This window comes from Kibdelosporangium aridum (genome assembly GCF_900176515.1).
Taxonomy (GTDB): domain Bacteria; phylum Actinomycetota; class Actinomycetes; order Mycobacteriales; family Pseudonocardiaceae; genus Kibdelosporangium; species Kibdelosporangium aridum.
Genome location: NZ_FWXV01000001.1, coordinates 899106 through 916140, shown reverse-complemented (window position 1 = coordinate 916140; position 17035 = coordinate 899106). Strand labels below are relative to the sequence as shown.

The following is a 17035-nucleotide window of genomic DNA, read 5'->3' as shown; positions in this document are numbered from 1 at the left end:
ATGGGTGCGTGGCTGGACGCCAACCTCGTCGGCGTCATCAACGGGTTCGCCATCGGGTTCCTGCTGTTCATCGTGGCGGTTGGGCTTTCGCTGGTGTTCGGCATGATGGACGTGCTGAACCTGGCACACGGCGCGATCTTCCTTGTCGGGGCGTACGTTGGGGCCGCCCTGATCGGTGGCGATGCCACGTGGGGCAGTTTCCTTGGCGCACTTGGCGTTGCGGCTGTCCTTGGGTTGCTGGGCGGTGGGTTGCTGTCGGCGATGACTGAGCCGCTGCGCAAGCGCTCGCATCTTGACCAAGCTCTGCTGACGCTCGGTGTCACGTTGGTCGTCGCCGAGATCCTCGTGATGGTGTACGGCGACGACCCGCTTCCCGTCGGGGCGCCGCCAGGTCTGGACGACTCCGTGCCGGTGCTCGGTGCCGCTTATCCCACGTACCGCCTGGTGTTGATCGGGATCGGCTTGGTGCTGGCCATCGCCGTGTACTTCACCGTCGAGCGGACGTCGCTCGGTGCGTTGGTCCGTGCGACTGTGGCCGACCGGGAGATGGTTGCCGCGCTAGGCGTGGACAACCGGCTGATCCGCGTTGGCGTTTTCGCCGTTGGTTCGATGCTCGCGGCGGTCGCCGGAGTCTTGGGGGGACCTATCTACGGGGCTCGGCCAGGGCTTGACTCGACCGTGCTGATCCTGGCGCTCGTCGTGGTTGTCATCGGCGGGCTCGGGTCGGTGCGCGGGGCGTTGCTCGGCGCGCTGGTCATCGGTCAGATCGATTCGCTGGGGCGGACGCTGTTCCCCGACGGCGCTTCGTTCATCTTGTTCGGTGCGTTGGCTTTGGTGCTCGTGCTCAGGCCGCAAGGACTCTTCGGTGGCAAGGTTGGGGTGCGGTCATGACTCGGACAGCAGAGGCACCCGTGACCGTCGAGCCCGTCACCGCTCGCCAGCGACGCTGGCTGACTCCGGCGATTCTCGCTTTGGTCGCGGTGGTTCTCGCGTTGGCGCCCATGTTCTTGGCGCCATTCGCTACGAGTACGTTGAGCCGGATCCTCGTGTTCGGCTTGCTCGCGGTGAGCTTGGACTTGTTGGTAGGCGTTTCCGGTCTGCCGTCGCTGGGACATGCGGCGTACTTCGGCATCGGTGCGTACGCCGCCGGATGGGTGTCGATCAACGTCACCAGCGCGATCCCGGTCCCGTTGCTTGTCGGTGCCGTGGCTGGGGCTTTGGGTGCCGCTCTCACCGGGTGGATCACGGTCCGTGCTCACGGTGTGTTCTTTCTGATGCTCACGCTTGCCATCGGCGAGTTGCTGCATCAGCTCGCGCAGACTTGGGAGACCGCGACCGGCGGTGCCAACGGTATGGCCGGGATCCCGCCTGCCCGTGCCGGCGGTGAACCGCTGCTGCTTGCGGGCTATATCTACTGGTACGTGTTCGCGGCCTTCGTTGTGGGCTTCGTGATCGTCTGGATCGTCAGCAGGTCGCCGTTCGGGGCGGCGCTTCGAGGCATCCGCGACAACGAACCTCGCATGCGCGCGCTGGGCTATCCGACGCGGGTCTACAAGTACGCGGTGTTCGTGTTCGCTGGGTCGATCGCGGGGATGGCCGGTGCTTTGCTTGCGGCGCAACAACGTCTCGTCACGCCCGCCGATCTCGGCTTCGCCACGGCCGCGCTGGCATTGCTCGCGGTGATCATCGGCGGTGCCGGAACACTGTGGGGACCCGTGCTCGGAGCAGCGCTCGTGATAATTATCCGAGACGCGATCGGACCCAGTCTCGACGGCCATGGCGCACTCTTGCTCGGCATAGTGTTCATCGCCGTTGTCTACGTCCTGCCGCGTGGCGCTGCGGGAATCTTGAGGAGGCGGCGCAAATGACCCTGCAGTGCCACGGTTTGCGCCGCCAGTTCGGCGCCCTCAAAGCCGTCGATGATGTCTCGCTGGCTGTGTCCGACGGCGCCCGGCACGCGCTGATCGGCCCGAACGGCGCCGGCAAGAGCACACTGTTCAAGCTGATCACCGGTCTGCTGCGAAGCGACGGCGGCCGGGTCGAACTAGCCGGTCAGGACGTCACGAAAGCATCCGAGGTGCGGCGGTGCCGCCTGGGCATCAGCCAGACGTTGCAGCACGCCAGCCTCTTTCCCACGATGTCGGCCGCAGAGAACGTCGTGCTCGCAGTGCAACGGCACGAGAGCCGGATCTCCTGGCTTCCACGCAGGCAACGGTCAGTCCACGACCGCGCCGCGCTGCTTCTTGACCAAGTGGGCCTGGCCAGCCGCGGATCAGTGACCGTCAGTTCGTTGTCACACGGCGAACGTAAGCAACTAGAAGTAGCTCTGGCCTTGGCCTGTAGGCCCAAGCTGTTGTTGCTCGACGAACCAGCGGCCGGGATGTCCGCGGCCGAACGGGCCAGGCTCGTGACACTCATCGCGGGCTTGCCTTCGGAGATAACGGTTTTGTTCGTCGAGCACGACCTTGACCTGGTGTTCGAGCTCGCGGACACCGTGACTGTGTTGAACCTCGGGCGAGTGCTGCTCTCGGGCGAACCGTCCGAGGTACGGGCCAGCGAGGAAGTGCGCCAGGCCTATCTTGGTGCGGGCAGCCGGGAGGAGTTGTTCCGATGAACCCACTGCTCGAAGTCCACCAGCTGCGCTCCGGCTACGCAGGCAGCACAGTGCTCGACGGCGTCGACCTAACCCTGAACGCAGGCGCGACGCTCGGACTGCTCGGCCGAAACGGTGTCGGCAAGTCTACCCTGATCATGACGCTGATGGGCCTCGTCCCGATGAGTTCAGGAACTGTGCGCCTAGACGGATCACCGATGCCGCACCGTCCACATAAGATCGCCCGCGCCGGCGTCGCCCTTGTCCCCCAAGGCCGCCGCGTCTGGCCACCTCTCACAGTCGGCGAACACCTCAAGCTCGCCACCCGCCACGCCCAACCCGGCACATGGACCACCAAGACGGTACTCGAACTCCTCCCCCGGCTCGCCGAACGCATCCGACAACCCGCAGGCTCCTTGTCCGGCGGCGAACAGCAAATGCTCGCCATCGCCCGAGCCCTGCTGACCAACCCACGCCTCGTCCTGCTCGACGAACCTTCCGACGGCCTCGCCCCCGCGATCATCGAGTCCATCATGGACGTCATTCACCGGATGCGAACCGAAGGCGTTGCCGTGCTGTTGGTCGAACAGGACCTGCACTTGGCTTTCTCGGTGTGTGATGAGATCGCGGTGATGGATCGCGGCGTGATAGTCCACCGAACCGACACCGAATCCTTCCGCTCCGACCCAACCACCGCCCACCGATTGCTGGGCGTAGCCTAGAGGCCGGGGAAGACCTTCGTTGCGTTGCCGGACAGGACGCCTTCGAGGACGTCGTTGGGCAGGCCGATCTCGGCGATGGCGTCGGCGTTGCGATTGATGCCGGGGACGCCGGGCCAGTCTGTTCCGAAGATCCACTTGGTGGCGAGTCTTGTCAGGTCGAAGCGGGCGTAGTACTCGGGGAGTTTCTTGGGTGGCAGGCCTGCGAGGTCGAGCCATACGTTGGGTTTGGCCAGTGCGAGGAATGCCGCTGTGTCGTACCACCAGCCTCGACCGCCGTGGGCGAACACGAAGTTCAGGCCGGGGAACTCCTCGACCACGTCCAGCATCAGTTCCGGGTTGCCGTATTTGGACTGCGATCCGGGAAAGCTGGACACTCCGGAATGGATGATCACCGGCACGCCACGTTCGACGCATACGGCGTACGCGGCGCGCATTTGTGGGTCGTCGGGTGAGAACCCGGCGTGCACTGGGTGGATCTTCAGCGCGACCGCGCCTAGGTCAAGCTGTCGTTCTACTTCGGACGCGATGGGGTGGTGCAGGTGTGGGTTGATGTTGGCCACCAGGCGGAACCTGTCCGGGTTGTGGTCCCTGATCGGGAGCAGGTCCTCGATGGTCTGGATTCCCGTCGCGCGTGGGCTGTACTCGCAGAACAACAGCGCTCGGTCGACACCCTCGGTTTCCAGCAACGCATCGAGCTTCGCTGGAATCGGATCACCGGAGTCGTCGTACGTGTCGCGCCACGCGTAGCCGCGGGAGAACTCGGCAGCCCACTCCATCCACGCCGGCTTCAGTGTGGACAGTCTAGGAACGTGCATGTGCGCGTCAACGAGCATGGGCTGGAGCCGTCGTCAGCGTTCCGTACACGTGCTCGCGCAACACATTGCGCCGGATTTTTCCGGTCGCGGTCTTCGGCAACTCCTCGACGTGGACCACCGCGCGCGGCCGCTTGAACGATGCCAGGCCCTCGCGGCACCAGGCGATCAGCTCATCGGCGTCGACCGTGGCCCCGGCGACTGGGACCACGCAGGCGACCGGCTTGTCGAGTCCGTCGGCGTCGGGTGCGGCGACCACGGCGACCTCGGCCACGGCCGGGTGCTCAAGCAGCCGCTCCTCCACCTCGGCGGGCGAAACCCAGATCCCGCCGGCTTTGAGCATGTCGTTGGAGCGTCCGAGACAGCTGTACGTGCCGTCCTCGTTGCGCATGTACGTGTCGCCCGTGCGCAGCCATTCGCCTTGGAACACCTGACGCGTGGTCTCCGCCCGGCACCAATATCCCGACGCCACCGAGGATCCACGCAAGTACAAGTCGCCGGGTTTGCCCGCCTCAGTGATCACCGCGCCCTGCTCGTCGCGCAACTCGACGTCGTAGCCGGGAACCGCGACACCCGACGAGCCGGGGTGTACCGCGCCGGGACGGTTGGACAGGAAGATGTGCAACGCCTCGGTCGAGCCGATCCCGTCGAGAACTTCAAGGCCGAACCGGTCACGGATGCGTTGGTACAGCACGGGCGGGAGCGCCTCGCCCGCCGAGACACCTTGCCGGACACCGGCGAACGTGTCGTCGGGGATGTCGCTGTGCAGCAACGCCGAGTAGAACGTGGGCACCGCGAAGAAAAGAGTCGGCTGCTCGGACTTGACGTGCTCGGCCACGACCTGCGGGGTCGGCCGCGCCCGCTCAAGGATCACACTGGCACCCACCGCGAACGGGAAGAAGCACGAATTGCCGATCCCGTAAGCGAAGAACAGCTTGGCCACGGACAGGCACCGGTCATTCGGCCCCATGTCCAGCACACCCTTGCCGTATGCCTCGGCGACCATCCGGATGCTGGAATGCCGGTGCATAGCGGCTTTCGGCAACCCGGTGGTGCCCGAGGTGTACAGCCAGAGGGCCGGTGAGTCCTGCCAGGTGTCGTACGGCCTGGCCGGGATGTCTCCCTCAAGGTCCAGCCACTGCTGGACGCGCACACCCCGGCGAACGGTGAACGGCACCTCGCCGTCCAGCAGGACATCGGTCACTTCGGGCGCCGCCGCCACGGCTGCCTGTGCTGCCTCGGCGAACTCGGTCGACACCGACAAGACCCTGGCCCGCGAGTCGGCAAGGACCTTACCCAGCTCGGCGCCGGTGAACATGGTCGACGTCGGGACCGGGACCGCCCCGATGTACATCGCACCCAGGATACCTGCCAGCAGCTGGATGTCGTCGGCCATGCAGAGCATCACGCGCTCCTCCGGCCGGACACCGATCGAGCGGAACGCGGCGGCGCTGCGCTTCACTTCCTCGGACAGCTCGCGGTACGTCAGGGTGCCCGAGCGCGCCACGACCGCGAGGCGCTCGCCGCGACCGGCCTTGACGTGCCTGTCCACCAGGTACTCCGCAGCGTTGAACGGCATACTGCTCGGCTTTACTGTTGATACAGCAGCTGGCAAAGCAGTCATGGTCGCCCGTCCTTCTAGTGGAAGTACACGTACTCGTAGTCGAACGGCTTGCCGTTGATCCCGTTGGTCGGCGGCGCGACCCAGCTGGCGATCTTGCCCCGCTCGTACACCGGGTGCATCAACGACCGGACGAACGCGAGGTCCTCGTTGGTCGGCAGCCAGTTCTTGCTGCCTTTCTGCCAGGTGGCCTCGTCCACGATCGACCCGTCGGGGGTGATGTGGAACCCGGCGTGCATGCCGACGTTGCGGTTGAACCCGACGTGCGGCAAGGCGAACCGGTACTCCAAGTCGGCGTCGGCCAGGATCTTGTTCCACCGCTTGATCCCGCTCTGGCAGTCCGAGATGTACTCGCCACGCAGGTCGAGGTTGAGCGCCAGCAGCGCCGAGAGCTCCTCGGTGGTCCACGTGCCGTCGGCGTTCGGCCGGTCCAGCGGCACACCGTGCTCGGTGAGCTGGTGATCGTCCTTGCGGCGCTCCTCCATCCACCGGCCCTTGAGCCCGGCGGTGAAGTAGTTGGCCGCGTTGGTGGACGTCTCGCTGCCGAACAGGTCCAGCGACACCGTGTAGTGGAAGTTGATGTACTTCTGGATGATGTCCAGCGGGATGCCGCCGTGCTTGCCGATGTCGAGGGTGTCGTGCTCGCGGATCAGCTGGGCGCTGCGCGCCACCACGCGGTCGACACCGGTGGTGCCGACGAACATGTGGTGCGCCTCCTCCTTCAGCATGAACTCGCACGTGCGCGACAGCGGGTCGAAGGCGCTCTCCTTCAACGTACCGAGCTGGTACTTGCCATCCCGGTCGGTGAAGTACGTGAACATGTAGAACGCCAGCCAGTCCGCAGTCTCCTCGTTGAACGCACCGAGGATACGCGGCGAGTCCGGACTTCCGGAATTGCGGACCAGCAACGCTTCCGCCTCTTCCCGGCCCTCTCTGCCGAAGTAGGCGTGCAGCAAGTAAACCATCGCCCACAGGTGCCTGCCCTCCTCCACGTTGACCTGGAAGAGGTTGCGCAGGTCGTACAGGCTTGGCGCGGTCAGCCCGAGCAGCTTCTGCTGTTCCACCGACGCGGGTTCGGTGTCGCCCTGGATCACGATCAGCCGCTGCAGGTCCGCGCGGTACTCACCGGGAACCTGTTGCCAGACCGGCTGTCCTTTGTGCTCACCGAACGCGATCCGCCGGTCCGGCTTGGGTTCGGCGAGGAAGATGCCCCACCGGTAGTCCGGCACGTTCACGTGGTCGAAGTGCGCCCAGCCGTCCCTGCCGACGCTGACCGCGGTGCGCAGGTAGACACCGTGGGTCTCCAACGCGGGACCCATCTCGCCCCACCAGTTCATGAACTTCGGCTGCCAGCCCTCCAACGCACGCTGCAGACGGCGGTCGGACGACAGATCGACGTTGTTGGGGATCTTGTCCTCGTAGTTGATCGAGGTGGTCATCTCAGACTCGTTTCCTGTCGAAGATCGCCTTCTGGCCGGTGCCGTAGCGGCGGAGCGCGCCTTCGTCGCCGGACGCGTTCGGCCGGTTGAAGATCCAGTTCTGCCAGGCCGACAGCCTGCCGAAGATCTTGGTCTCGATCGTCTCTGGACCGGTGAACCGCAGGTTGGCCTCAAGGCCGGTGCACGCGTCCGGGGACAGCGACGCCCGGCTCTCGATGGCGATCCGGATCTCGTCCTCCCAGTCGATGTCGTCCGGGATGTCGGTGACCAGGCCGAGCTCGTTGGCCTCCGCAGGGGTGAGCGGCCGATCGGTCTCCTTGCGCAGCCACTCGATGTGGTCCGGGTGGCCGTAGAACCGTGACTCCAGCCGGGAGATTCCGTTGCCCATCGGGAAAAGCCCGAAGTTGGCCTCGGTGAGCCGCAGCTGCGCCCTGAGCGGGCTGTCCTCGTCGTCGATCGGCGGACCGTCCAACATGTACTGGCGGTCGGCCGCGAAGGCGAGCTCGGCGAGCATCCCGGTGAAGCAGCTGCCCGGCTCGATCAGCGCGATCAGGCTCCGGCTGGTGACATCCAGCCGTTTGAGGGTGCGTTTGTAGTAGCGCAGGATCTCGTCGGCCAGCCAGTGGTCCTGGTTGCCGATCAGCAGCTTCTCGTAGGAGTCGACCGTGTCGGCGTCACCCTCGGTCTTGATGATCCACGTACCGAGCGTGCTCTGGTTGGTGCGCAGCCGCAGGATCAGGTCATCCAGTTCACGGGTGACCGCCAGCGGCCAGAAGGAAGCGTCCAGTTCGGACAACCCCAGATCGGGCGACCCGGGCGGCGCTGGTACCCGCGGGGCCCGGACAGTGATGGTCACCGAGGAGGTGGTGGCGTCGAAGTCCGCGGTGACGTGCTCGTAGCCAATCCCGTCCGCGCTGATCTCCCTGTTGAGCGGGGCGAGCTCGACGCCTTTCGCGTCCTTCGGCCGGTTCGACCTGGCTGCCAGTTCGGCCGCACGGGCGCGCGTGGTCTCCTCGAACTGGCGCGGCGCGGCGAGCTCGTCCACCAGGCGCCATTCGAGCGCGGTCTTGCCTTTCACCCCGTCGGGCCGGGTGGAGAAGACATCCGCCAGGTCTTTTCGGACCTTGCGTTTGTCCACCACCCTCGTCAGCCCGCCTGTCCCCGGCAGTACGCCGAGCAGCGGCACCTCCGGCAGCGACACCGCCGAGGAATTGTCGTCGACCAGCAGGATGTGTTCGCACGCCAGCGCCAGCTCGTACCCTCCGCCCGCGCAGGAGCCGTTGACCGCGGCCAGGTAGGTCTGCCCGGCGGAGTCCTCCATGGCATTGCGGGTCTCGTTGGTGAACTTGCAGAAGTTGACCTTCCACTCGTGCGCCGACGCGGCCAGCATCCGGATGTTCGCGCCCGCGCAGAACACCTTGTCCTTCCCACTGGTCACGATGACCGTACGGACCTCGGGATGCTCGAAGCGCAGGCGTTGCGTGGCGTCGTAGAGCTCGATGTCCACGCCGAGGTCGTAGGAGTTGAGCTTCAACTCGTAGCCGGGCACGATGCCGCCGGCCTCGTCGACGTCGAGGACCAGCCAGGCGATGTCCCCTTCGGTACGCATCTTCCAGTGCCGATAGCTGCCCGGGTGCGCATCGAAGGACACGTCCATGTCGCCTCCTCGGCTATGACCGTACCGCACCATTTTCTACAGAACTCAACCTAGTCGTCAATATTATGTAGAAAGATTTGCCACGATCTCGAGAGTGAAGGCCAGCCTGCGCCCGGTCAGTCCCCTCATCTTGGTGATGCCGAACTCGTAGCGGTCGACTACGCACGTGGCCGTGACACGTAGTCCTTCTCCTCCCACGGTAGTGATGTGTAAGTCGACAGGCCGGGTCTGACCGCAGACGGTCAACTGACCGTGCAGAACCCAGCCGTTGCCGGTGTTCTCCATTCCCGTCGACGTGAAGACGATGTCCGGGTGCCGTGCCACGTCCAGGTACTGCTGACAGACTGTCGTGTCTCGCACGGGGTTGCGCGTGTCGATACTGTCCGCCGCGATCGTCGCGCGCGCCGCGGACTCGTCAAGGGAATCGGCTACATAGATGTAGCCCTCGCGTAGTTGGAAGGTGCCGCGGACCTTGCCGAGGCCGAATACGTGCCGGGTGGTGAACTCGATCTTGGATCGGGTGTGGTCGATCCGGTAGTCGCCGACGACAGGAGTGTGGTGTGTGATGCCGCGATTTGTCATGCGACGAGCCTGGCGCCGGATGGCGCTCTGGCACATCGACCACGAGTCTGCCCCCATGTGAACTTTGGTCGGTGTCCCCCCATTGCCGCACGTCCTACGCTCGGTGACGTGGATCTCTGCGCCCGACACATCACCCTGGTCACCATTCTGCTCGGGGTGTGCACGGTGGCGACCGGGTACGGCGAGTACGCGTCCGGTTCTCTTGTCGCCCTCGACATCCCGATCGGGATCATCGCGTGTGCGTTGGTGCCATTGCTGTTCCGCTGGCCCGTCGGTTCCGCGCTCGTGCTCGCCGTGCTCGCGGCCATATCCCCAACGGCCACCCCGCCGTCGACCATAGGCACGCTGCAGGTCGCGTCGGGGCGGCGATTCCCTGTCGCCCTGGGGGTTGCTGCCTTCGGTATCGCCGCGCACGCGCTGAGGTTCATCTGGCATCCGATGCCAGGCCTGTCCTTCACGTGGTGGCTGGTGCTGGTGGTGGTCACCCACCTCGGGTTGCTGGGCTGGGGCGCGTTGGCCCAGGCACGTCGGCAGGTCATCGAGTCGCTGCGGGACCGAGCCGAGCGCGCGGAAGCCGAACAAGGCAGGCGCGTTCTCGAAGCACGAGCGGCGGAACGCACCCGGATCGCACGCGAGATGCACGACGTCCTTGCCCACCGATTGTCCCTACTGGCCACGTACGCGGGAGCGCTGGAGTACCGGCCGGATCTCGCTCCCGAGAAGCTGTCCCACGCCGCTGGTGTCATCCGATCGGGCGTACATCAGGCTCTGAACGAGCTTCGGGACGTGATCGCGGTGTTACGTGATACATCGTCGCCCGAGAACACGGACCGCCCTGTGCCCGTGTTGGACGACTTACCCGTACTGGTCGAGGAATCCCGCGCGGTCGGCACGCCGGTCGACGTCCATGGCGACGTCACCGCGGTCCCCGGCACAACCAGCCGCACGGCGTATCGAGTGCTGCAGGAAGCCTTGACCAATGCGCGCAAACACGCACCGGGCCAACCGGTGAAGATCGACATCAACGGCACCCCAGGACAGAACTTGATCATCGAAGTGACCAACCCCTTGTGCCACAGGGACGCGCCCGCGTTCCCCGGCACAGGCACCGGCCTCATCGGCTTGACCGAACGCGTGCGGCTCGCGGGCGGCAAGCTTGACCATCAACTGACAGCACGGGAATTCCGGCTGCACGCACTACTGCCGTGGCCCGCATGATCCGCGTGCTCATCGTCGACGACGACGCCGTGGTCCGCACCGGACTCACCATGATGCTCGACGGTTTCGAAGACATTTCCGTCGTCGCCGAAGCCGCCGACGGCGTCGACGTGCCTCGCGCGCTGGACGCTCACCCGGTTGACGTCGTGCTGATGGACATCCGGATGCCGAAAGTGAACGGAATCGTTGCCACACACCATGTCCGCGCCCGGCCCAACCCACCCGAAGTGATCGTGCTGACCACGTTCGACACCGACGACAACGTCCTCAGAGCCCTCCGAGCAGGCGCGAGCGGCTTCCTGCTCAAGGATGCGCTGCCGTCAGCCATCATCAACGCCGTCGTGCGCGTGGCGGCAGGCGAGCCGATCCTGTCGCCTCACATCACGCGCCGCCTGATGGACCGCGCCGCCACCTCAGCGGAGACCTACACCAAGGCCCGCACGACGCTGGCCAACCTCAGCCCACGCGAACACGAAGTCGCAGTCGCCGTCGGCCAAGGCAAAACCAACGCCGAAATCGGCGCCGAGCTCAACGTCAGCATCCCGACAGTGAAGGCGCATGTCACCCGGATCCTCACCAAACTGGACCTCGGCAACCGGACCCAGATCGCGCTACTCGCCCACGACGCCGGCCTGTGCTGAGGATGATCAACTAGGGGGACGGTTGCTGCGGGCGGTGGACCGGCGTGACTGCCCAGGTCGCCGAAACCCGGCCCTTGCCAGCGTTCCACGTCCGGTGTGCCGTGCGCGCTGGCACGTCGATCACATCTCCTTCCGTGGACACGCGAGCCGGCTTACCGCCGAGTTCGACGGTCGGAGTCGCTGAACATCCGTTGCCTGCTCCGAGCAGGTCTTCCGGTAGGAAAGCCGATGTGTTGGAGCGGGTGCATGTACTGAATCCGCGCCAACACATAAGGCTGCGAAGACTTGCCTTCAGCCCTGCGGTGCTTCCTGCAGTGCGCGGACCTCGACCCTGCTTCGCAGCGCACGCGAGGCCTGCTTGGCCCATTCGATCGCGACGTCGTCGTTTTCGGCCTCGATGATCCAGAAGCCGCCGAGGTACTCCTTGGCCTCGACGAACGGGCCTGGTGTGAGTACGGGGCTGTCACCGGAGTAGTCCACCGTGGTCGCGCTCGACGGCGGGTGCAGACCGCCAGCGGACACGAACGCGCCCGCCTCCTGAACGGCGGTGTTGAACGCATCGACTGCGGCCATTATCTCCTGCAGCTCCGCGGGGTCCATGCTTTCCATCGTCGGCTCCTCGGCGGAGTCGTGCGGGAGGCTCAGGAAATACTTCGTCATTGTCGTCTCCTCGTCGTACGGCCGACGGCCGCTGCCTGGATGCCGGAAACGCTAGGCGGGGCTCACCGCTGACGTATCAGTCATCGTGACTGGTGTCCGGGAAACCGACGACCGGCGTCGGCCACTAGACGAGGTCGGCCAGCTCGGCGCGACCGGTGACGCCGAGTTTCGGATACGCCTTGTAGAGGTGGTAGCCGACGGTCCGTGGGCTGAGGAAGAGCTGTGCGGCAATCTCCTTGTTCGTGTGACCGGTGGCGGCCAGCCGTACGACCTGCAGCTCCTGCGGGGTCAACAGGGTGAGCGGGCCGCTGCGCCGAGGCTCATCGCCCCGCTCGCCGAAGGCGGCCAGCTCGCCGCGCGCACGCTCGGCCCAGAGCTCCGCGCCGAGGTCCTCGAACGCGGACACCGCCGCCGCAAGATGGGCGCGGGCCTCGGTACGGCGGCGCTGGCGGCGCAGCCACTCGCCGTAGACCAGCTGGGTACGGGCACGCTCATAGGGGCCGCCGTGCCGCTCCTGGACCCGCAGCGCCTCGGCGTACAGCGCGTCGGCGTCGCCGTCATCGGCCAGCAAGGCCCGGCAGCGCAGTACGAGCCCGGTGGCGACCGGGCGGTCGACGTGCTCAGCCCAGTGCTGGAACTCTGCCAGTGGTCCGTGGGCACGATCCGGCTTGCCGCTGCGCACAGCAGCCTCCACCAGATCCGGCACCGCCCGGACCAGGAGGTCGCGGCTCGCAGGTCCCCGGGACACTCTCTCGAGCCGGTCGAATGCTTCCCCGAACCGCCGGGCGGAAAGGTCGAGCATGCCGAGACCCCAGTCCGCGATCTCCGCATTGACTTGGTGCCGGGCTCGGGCTCGTGGGAACACCTCCTCGGCAAGAGCTCGGCAGCGTGGCTCGTCACCCGACACGGCGTGCAACCACACCTCCACCGACCGGTGTGCCAGGCGCTCGGTCGTGTTCCCGAGTTCGGCGCTCACGGATGCGCCTTCCGCCACACACGCGCGGGCGTCCGCGAACTCACCGCGGAACAGCCGCGCCACGGCGAGCACGTTCAGGGTGTACGGGACCCACCCCAACGCCCCGGTAGCCCGCACCTCGGCCAGCATGTCCTCGGTCCCGGCGATGACGCCGTCGTCGTCCGCGATCATGAGCCCGCCGAACCCGGCCGTGATGCGATGCATCAGGTCGTTCCCGCCGCTGCGTGTGGCGGTGTAGAGATCGCGCATCGGGCCGACGGCCAGCTCCGGGCGTCCGGCGAAGAGCTCCACCCACCCGAGAAGGGCGGCGACAACCGGTGCCCAGTGCTCCGGCGGGGTGAACCCGCGCATCAGATCCGCCGCACGCTGCAGCAGGTCGTGCGCCGCTCCGTGCCGGGCGGCGTGCGCAGCCTCGAAGAACGTGAGCGCGGCGCGCTCTGGATCGGTGTCGCGCACCAACGCGGCGGCCTCGATCGTCAGCTCCGCATCGGCCCGCGGGGACGTGCGTTCGTACTCCACAGCGCCACGCGTGTAGATGGCGTCGGCCCGGATGCCGGGGTCGGTGGTGAGCGAGAGCGCTTCGGCCGCCAGCCGGGCGGCGCGGTCGGCCTTGCCGGCATCGAACGCGGCCTGGCTGGCCCGGGCGATACGCCGGGCCTTCAGTTCCCGGTCGGCGCTGAGTCGACCGGCGCGGTCGTAGGCAGCGGACACCGCCATCGCGCCGCCTCGGTGCCAGGCCCGCTCCGCCGCACCTTCGAGTTCGGCGGCCACCGCCTCGTCGGGGGTGGTGGTGGCAGCAGCGAGGTGCCACGCCCGGCGGTCCGCATCGGCCTCCGCACCCAGCGCATCGGCGTACGCGCGATGTACCTCGATCCGCCGGTGCAGCGGCGCGTCCTGGTAGGCGGCTGCTCGTACCAGAGGGTGGCGGAACGTGATCCGGCTGTCGATCCGGAGCAGCCGGTCGCGTTCGGCGGGCGCCAGGTCGCCGGGGGCGCCACCGAGGGCTTCGATCACGTGGAGGATCGTCGCGAGCGGCGCCGCCGTGTCAGCCGCCGCCGCCAGCAGCGCGCGTTGGGTGGGTTCGGGAAGCTCGACGATCTGGCGGCGGAATGCCTCCTGCACGCGGCGGGTCACCGGCAGCGGGCCGACCTGCTCGGCCGGGTCGGACTCGTCGACATCGCGTGCCGCGAGCCGCGACGACCCGAGCTCGATGATCGCCAGGGGATTGCCGCCGGACTCTGCGAGGACCCGGGTCCGCACCGGTTCGATGAGTTCCGGTGCGTGGTCGTCCAGCAGTCGGGCGGCATCGGGCGCGGCGAGGCCGGGCAGATCCACGACGTCGACGCCTGCGATTTCGAACGCCACCGACGTCTCGCGCACCGCGAACAGCATCGCGATCGGGTCGGCCACGAAGCGGCGGGCCGCGAACAACAGCGCCTCCACGGAACCCTGGTCGAGCCATTGCAGGTCATCGACCACGCACAGCAGAGGGGCATCCTCGGCCAGATCGGCGAGCAACGACAGGGTGCCTGCGGAGATCAGGAACCGATTGGCTTCGTCTCCCTCGGCTAGGCCGAAAGCGCACCGCAGTGCCGTGGCCTGGGGAGTGGGCAGGGCGTCCAACCGATCCAAGCGTGGAAACAGCAGTTGGTGCAGACCGCCATACGCCAGCTCGGAGTCGGACTCGACCCCTGCTCCGCGGACCACGCGCATGTTGCCCTCGGCTTCGGCGATCGACACAGCGTGGTCGAGAAGGACCGATTTCCCGATGCCCGCTGCGCCCCGCAGCACCAGCACGCCGCTGCGCGCGTCGCGCGCATTTGTCAGCAGGCGTTGAATCCGCGCTAGCTCGACGCCCCTTCCCACCAGCGACATGCGGTCACCCTAGATGGGCGGTGCGAACTCGGTCCCTGCGCCAGGTCCAGGATGAACCCGGCAGGGGACCTCAAGCCTTCGATCGCGACATCGCTCAGAACAGGGTCGCGGGCTCAACCGGCTCGGGCTCGGGCAGTGGGTCGAGGCCGGGCACGAGCTTTCGCACGTCGTCGTGGAATCGGCGGGCGAGCGCGGGCGCGTCGTCGTTGTCGGGGGTGTGCAGGAAAACCGTCGGCGACCGGCCCTCGCGCAGCCAGCCGGCGACCACCGCGGTCCAGGGCCGCCACCCCTCGACCGTCTCCTCGATCGAGTCCCGGCCCAGGTAGCGGACAATCGGCCGGTTGGTCAGTGCCCGTGTCCGCCGCGGCAGCCGTGGCTTCTTGACCCAGGCGTCCTGTTCAGCTTCGCTGGTCGGCGGGCTCTGGAAGAAGACCGTGGTGTCGAAGGGCAACCATTCGGTGTCCGCGTCAGTGAGAGTCCCCTCCAGCAACGCCGTCGAGCCGGCGTCGGTGAAGAACCCGGGGTGACGCACCTCCACGGCGCGCCGGCGGTCGGCGGGAAGCCTGCGCAGGAAGCGGCCGAGGGCGTCGACGTCCGCAGGGCCGAACGAGCCGGGCAACTGGGTCCACAGGACCGCCCGCTCGCCAAGGGGTTCGACCGCTTCCAGGAACGCCCGCATCTCGGCCTCGACACCGACCAACCGGCGCTCGTGCGTGACGACCTTGGGCAGCTTGACCACGAACCGGAAATCGGGATCGGTCTGCTGCGCCCAAGTCGCGACGGTGGTCCGGGCTGGGGTCGCGTAGAAAGTGGTGTTGCCCTCGACCGCGTTGCACCAGCCGGCATAGGCGCGCAGACGCTCCTTGGCCGGCAGCGACTGCGGCAGGAATCGCCCAGGCCACGCCTTGTGGGTCCACATCGCGCAGCCGACATGAAGACGTGCCACTCCACCAACTCCCATCGATCGTGAGTGAAGATAGCCTGAACGGCGGTAGCCGAACATCCGCCCTTGCCGCTGATCGAGCTTGTACGTAGTCCCAGACCCTGACGAGCCAACTCCGGGTGGCACTCCGGGCGTTGCCTGATGTTTCGGTCGCACGGGCCGGGCACAGTCGCGGCATGCGAAAACCTCGTGCCATGGTCGTTGCCGCAGCCGCCGCGCTGTGTGTGCCCGCGCTATTCATTCCTACAGCTGCTGCGGCCGCAGGAGATCTGTCGCTTCCGGCGCCCACAGGACACAACGCTGTCGGGCGGGCGACGCTCGCCCTCACCGACCGGACCCGGACGGATCCCTGGGTGCCCGAGGCTGGGCCGCGACAGCTCATGGTCACCATGTACTTTCCGGCGGTGCGTGGCACTGGCAGCCAGGCGCCGTACATGGATGTGGCTGAGGCAAGCGCACTCGTCGATCACTACGAGATCCGCGCGCAGCTCCCGCCCGAAAAGCTGGCCAGGGCCAGGACCTGGTCGCGCACCGACGCACGTCCGCTGCCTGGCAAGCGCCCGCTCGTCCTGCTCTCCCCCGGCTACACGGTCTCCCGCTACTCCCTCACAGCCCTGGCCGAGGACCTCGCGTCCCGCGGTTACATCACCGCGGCCGTCGACCATGCCTTCGAGTCGGTCGCTGCGAAGTTCCCTGGCGGAGTGCTTCCCTGCACGGCCTGCGAGCTGCCCGACAAGATCGGCCACGGCCCCATCGCGCTCAACCGGGCCACCGACCTGTCCTTCGTACTCAACGAGCTGCGCCACCACCCGCTGATCGATCAGCGCCACATCGCCGTCGTGGGCCACTCCATGGGTGGGGACGCCGCGGCCACCGTGATGCGCGCTGACTCCCGCGTCGACGCTGGGATCAACATGGACGGGCCGATGCTGCCGCCCGATCCGCTGAACCGCCCGTTCCTCCTGTTCGGCGGCCCTGAGCTGCATGACCCCGGCCATGCCAAGGACACCTCCTGGGACGCGGTGTGGCCACACATGTCCGGCTGGAAGCGCTGGCTGCACGCTCCCGATGCCGACCACTTCTCCTTCACGGACCTGAACCTGCTGATCCAGCAGGCCGGCATCGACCCGCCGACGCCATTGGACCCGGCCAGGGGGATCAGCTTGACCCGTACCTATGCCGCCGCGTTCGTCGACCAGCACCTGCGGGGCATCCCGCAGCGAGTGCTCAGCGGCCCCACGGCCGAGTTCCCCGAGATCAAGTTCCACAATCTGCGATAGCGTCGAAGCCGGAGCG

At 67.0% G+C, this 17035-nt stretch carries 15 protein-coding genes; 7 read left to right on the top strand and 8 right to left on the bottom strand.

Going from position 1 to position 17035, the window contains the following annotated elements; all coding sequences use genetic code 11:
• From B9C43_RS03725 to B9C43_RS03710, 4 genes are read left to right on the top strand one after another with little or no spacing between them, the layout of a single operon-like run.
• Complete coding sequence (locus B9C43_RS03725; protein WP_084424590.1) at window positions 1-891, top strand: branched-chain amino acid ABC transporter permease; 891 nt, start codon at window positions 1-3, stop codon at window positions 889-891.
• Window positions 888-1868, top strand: coding sequence for a branched-chain amino acid ABC transporter permease (locus tag B9C43_RS03720; RefSeq protein ID WP_084424588.1), 981 nt, complete (start codon window positions 888-890; stop codon window positions 1866-1868). The genes B9C43_RS03725 and B9C43_RS03720 overlap by 4 nt, the downstream gene beginning before the upstream one ends.
• Entirely contained in the window at window positions 1865-2614 is a 750-nt protein-coding gene (locus B9C43_RS03715; protein WP_084424587.1) for an ABC transporter ATP-binding protein, read from the top strand. Before B9C43_RS03720 ends, B9C43_RS03715 begins: the two co-directional genes overlap by 4 nt.
• Window positions 2611-3315, top strand: a complete 705-nt coding sequence (locus B9C43_RS03710; RefSeq protein WP_051897658.1) for an ABC transporter ATP-binding protein — start codon at window positions 2611-2613, stop codon at window positions 3313-3315. The genes B9C43_RS03715 and B9C43_RS03710 overlap by 4 nt, the downstream gene beginning before the upstream one ends.
• Here the strand turns inward: B9C43_RS03710 and B9C43_RS03705 are convergent.
• The 5 genes from B9C43_RS03705 to B9C43_RS03685 all read right to left on the bottom strand — a co-directional run bounded on the left by B9C43_RS03705 (window position 3312) and on the right by B9C43_RS03685 (window position 9426).
• Window positions 3312-4130 carry an amidohydrolase family protein gene (locus B9C43_RS03705; protein WP_235038419.1) on the bottom strand — a complete coding sequence of 273 codons (819 nt, stop codon included), beginning with the start codon at window positions 4128-4130 and terminating at the stop codon, window positions 3312-3314. The two genes, B9C43_RS03710 and B9C43_RS03705, sit on opposite strands and share 4 nt — an antisense overlap.
• A 7-nt stretch (window positions 4131-4137) precedes the next feature.
• Window positions 4138-5706 carry a benzoate-CoA ligase family protein gene (locus B9C43_RS03700; RefSeq protein WP_235038418.1) on the bottom strand — a complete coding sequence of 523 codons (1569 nt, stop codon included), beginning with the start codon at window positions 5704-5706 and terminating at the stop codon, window positions 4138-4140.
• A 59-nt stretch (window positions 5707-5765) separates the two neighbouring features.
• The gene (gene boxB, locus B9C43_RS03695; RefSeq protein ID WP_033392831.1) at window positions 5766-7187 is read right to left on the bottom strand and encodes a benzoyl-CoA 2,3-epoxidase subunit BoxB; all 1422 of its coding nucleotides are present in this window, start codon (window positions 7185-7187) and stop codon (window positions 5766-5768) included.
• Between the two features lies 1 nt (window position 7188).
• Window positions 7189-8844, bottom strand: coding sequence for a 2,3-epoxybenzoyl-CoA dihydrolase (gene boxC / locus B9C43_RS03690; RefSeq protein ID WP_143446092.1), 1656 nt, complete (start codon window positions 8842-8844; stop codon window positions 7189-7191).
• A 63-nt stretch (window positions 8845-8907) separates the two neighbouring features.
• Window positions 8908-9426: a YceI family protein gene (locus tag B9C43_RS03685; protein WP_160096299.1), complete on the bottom strand. Its 519-nt coding sequence runs from the start codon at window positions 9424-9426 to the stop codon at window positions 8908-8910.
• A gap of 108 nt (window positions 9427-9534) precedes the next feature.
• Between B9C43_RS03685 and B9C43_RS03680 the strand changes: the two genes are divergently transcribed.
• The gene (locus tag B9C43_RS03680; protein WP_033392833.1) at window positions 9535-10644 is read left to right on the top strand and encodes a sensor histidine kinase; all 1110 of its coding nucleotides are present in this window, start codon (window positions 9535-9537) and stop codon (window positions 10642-10644) included.
• Window positions 10641-11285 (top strand): response regulator transcription factor, encoded by a 645-nt coding sequence (locus B9C43_RS03675; RefSeq protein ID WP_084425570.1) that lies wholly within the window; start codon window positions 10641-10643, stop codon window positions 11283-11285. Before B9C43_RS03680 ends, B9C43_RS03675 begins: the two co-directional genes overlap by 4 nt.
• A gap of 291 nt (window positions 11286-11576) precedes the next feature.
• On the opposite strand, the gene B9C43_RS03670 is transcribed toward B9C43_RS03675, so the two are convergent.
• From B9C43_RS03670 to B9C43_RS03660, 3 genes are all read right to left on the bottom strand, one after another.
• A complete protein-coding gene (locus B9C43_RS03670) occupies window positions 11577-11945 on the bottom strand; it encodes a YciI family protein (RefSeq protein WP_033392839.1) in 369 nt (122 codons plus the stop codon).
• Window positions 11946-12069: 124 nt separating this feature from the next.
• Window positions 12070-14796 (bottom strand): ATP-binding protein, encoded by a 2727-nt coding sequence (locus tag B9C43_RS03665; RefSeq protein WP_084424578.1) that lies wholly within the window; start codon window positions 14794-14796, stop codon window positions 12070-12072.
• 94 nt (window positions 14797-14890) lie between these two features.
• Window positions 14891-15715: a DUF72 domain-containing protein gene (locus B9C43_RS03660; protein ID WP_084424576.1), complete on the bottom strand. Its 825-nt coding sequence runs from the start codon at window positions 15713-15715 to the stop codon at window positions 14891-14893.
• A 200-nt stretch (window positions 15716-15915) separates the two neighbouring features.
• Here B9C43_RS03660 and B9C43_RS03655 point away from each other — a divergent pair, with 200 nt between their 5' ends.
• A complete protein-coding gene (locus B9C43_RS03655) occupies window positions 15916-17019 on the top strand; it encodes an alpha/beta hydrolase family protein (protein ID WP_084425569.1) in 1104 nt (367 codons plus the stop codon).
• The last annotated feature ends 16 nt before the right edge of the window (window positions 17020-17035 follow it).

Bases quoted from the DNA above. Each gene is read 5' to 3' on its own strand.
- B9C43_RS03725 (WP_084424590.1), top strand. From the start codon at position 1: ATGGGTGCGTGGCTGGACGCCAACCTCGTCGGCGTCATCAACGGGTTC.
- B9C43_RS03720 (WP_084424588.1), top strand. From the start codon at position 888: ATGACTCGGACAGCAGAGGCACCCGTGACCGTCGAGCCCGTCACCGCT.
- B9C43_RS03715 (WP_084424587.1), top strand. From the start codon at position 1,865: ATGACCCTGCAGTGCCACGGTTTGCGCCGCCAGTTCGGCGCCCTCAAA.
- B9C43_RS03710 (WP_051897658.1), top strand. From the start codon at position 2,611: ATGAACCCACTGCTCGAAGTCCACCAGCTGCGCTCCGGCTACGCAGGC.
- B9C43_RS03705 (WP_235038419.1), bottom strand. From the start codon at position 4,130: ATGCACGTTCCTAGACTGTCCACACTGAAGCCGGCGTGGATGGAGTGG.
- B9C43_RS03700 (WP_235038418.1), bottom strand. From the start codon at position 5,706: ATGCCGTTCAACGCTGCGGAGTACCTGGTGGACAGGCACGTCAAGGCC.
- boxB (WP_033392831.1), bottom strand. From the start codon at position 7,187: ATGACCACCTCGATCAACTACGAGGACAAGATCCCCAACAACGTCGAT.
- boxC (WP_143446092.1), bottom strand. From the start codon at position 8,844: ATGGACGTGTCCTTCGATGCGCACCCGGGCAGCTATCGGCACTGGAAG.
- B9C43_RS03685 (WP_160096299.1), bottom strand. From the start codon at position 9,426: ATGACAAATCGCGGCATCACACACCACACTCCTGTCGTCGGCGACTAC.
- B9C43_RS03675 (WP_084425570.1), top strand. From the start codon at position 10,641: ATGATCCGCGTGCTCATCGTCGACGACGACGCCGTGGTCCGCACCGGA.
- B9C43_RS03670 (WP_033392839.1), bottom strand. From the start codon at position 11,945: ATGACGAAGTATTTCCTGAGCCTCCCGCACGACTCCGCCGAGGAGCCG.
- B9C43_RS03665 (WP_084424578.1), bottom strand. From the start codon at position 14,796: ATGTCGCTGGTGGGAAGGGGCGTCGAGCTAGCGCGGATTCAACGCCTG.
- B9C43_RS03660 (WP_084424576.1), bottom strand. From the start codon at position 15,715: ATGTGGACCCACAAGGCGTGGCCTGGGCGATTCCTGCCGCAGTCGCTG.
- B9C43_RS03655 (WP_084425569.1), top strand. From the start codon at position 15,916: ATGCGAAAACCTCGTGCCATGGTCGTTGCCGCAGCCGCCGCGCTGTGT.